The sequence below is a fragment of the Bradyrhizobium sp. Kon58 genome, from assembly GCF_055807455.1.
Genome location: NZ_JBVVOT010000091.1, coordinates 1 through 1059, shown reverse-complemented (window position 1 = coordinate 1059; position 1059 = coordinate 1). Strand labels below are relative to the sequence as shown.

The 1059-nt window shown below is 63.0% G+C and carries 1 protein-coding gene; it reads right to left on the bottom strand.

Features of this window, described 5'->3' with window-relative positions:
- The coding region (locus AC0L20_RS39545) for an IS30 family transposase (RefSeq protein ID WP_473295596.1) at positions 1-1012 on the bottom strand (1012 nt) is incomplete at its 3' end.
- Positions 1013-1059: the final 47 nt, after the last annotated feature.

Here is a 1059-nt window from a genome sequence, read left to right as displayed (position 1 = left end):
GTCGTCCTGGCGAAAGCCAGGAGGTGGATTCACACTCGAAGTGCAACAGTTGAGAGGAGAAGGCCTCTGCCGGGGTTCTGAAGTCAAGGCATTTGCGCGGGGTGTTGTTGTAGGCGGCAATGGACTGGCGGAAGCGCTTGGTTGGGAGCTTTTCGAGGTCGGTCTTTCGGGGGATGAAGCGGCGCAAGCGGCCGATGGCGTTCTCGATGCCGCCCTTTTGCCACGGCGCGTGCGGGTCGCAGAAGAAGGTCTTCATCAAGAGGCTCTGCAAGGAAAGGTGAGCGGCGAACTCGGTGCCGTTGTCGAAGGTGACGGTACGGCGCAGTGCCTCCGGTACGGCTTTGAACAGGCGTACGAGATGGCCAGCGACACCGGCAGCGAACTTGCGTTCGATCGGAACGGCGAGCAGCAGGCGCGAGGTTCGCTCGTGGACAGCCAGGATGGCCTGCCGGTATTTGGAGAACATCATCAGATCGGCTTCCCAATGGCCCGGGACTTTGCGATCGGCGACCTCGGCAGGCCGTTCTGCCAGCGAAACACGGCCCTCGATGAAGCTTGCGGGGCTCCCGCCTCGTTTGCCGCGGTGGCCTCGCTTGCTCTTGCCACGAGGCAGATAGCGCCGCCAGGTGAAGTCCGTCGTGCGTGTGATCTGGGCGTAGATGAAGCGGTAGATGCTCTCGTAGGAGATCACCCTGCGGCCACGTTCCCGGGCAAGCCGGCCTGCGACCTGTTCGGGCGACCAACCGCGGCTCAAGCCTGCCAAGACCTCGCGGCGCAAGCTGGCGTCCCGCTCGAGGCGAGAGCCCTTCCAGCGCCGCGCCCGGGTCTGCTGCTGAGCATAGCTTGGCTTGTAGCCGACTTGCCTGCCACGGTTCCGCCTCAGCTCCCGAGAGATCGTTGATGGCGGCCGATCCAAAGCTGCCGCGATTTGCCCGACCGAGCTGCCATTGGCCGAAAGGCGGGCAATCTCGCATCGATCGTCAAGGGAGAGCTGTTTGTAAGTCCGCCCCATGGCAACACCTCCAGATGGAAGTGTTGCACTTCGTTTGTGAACTCAGG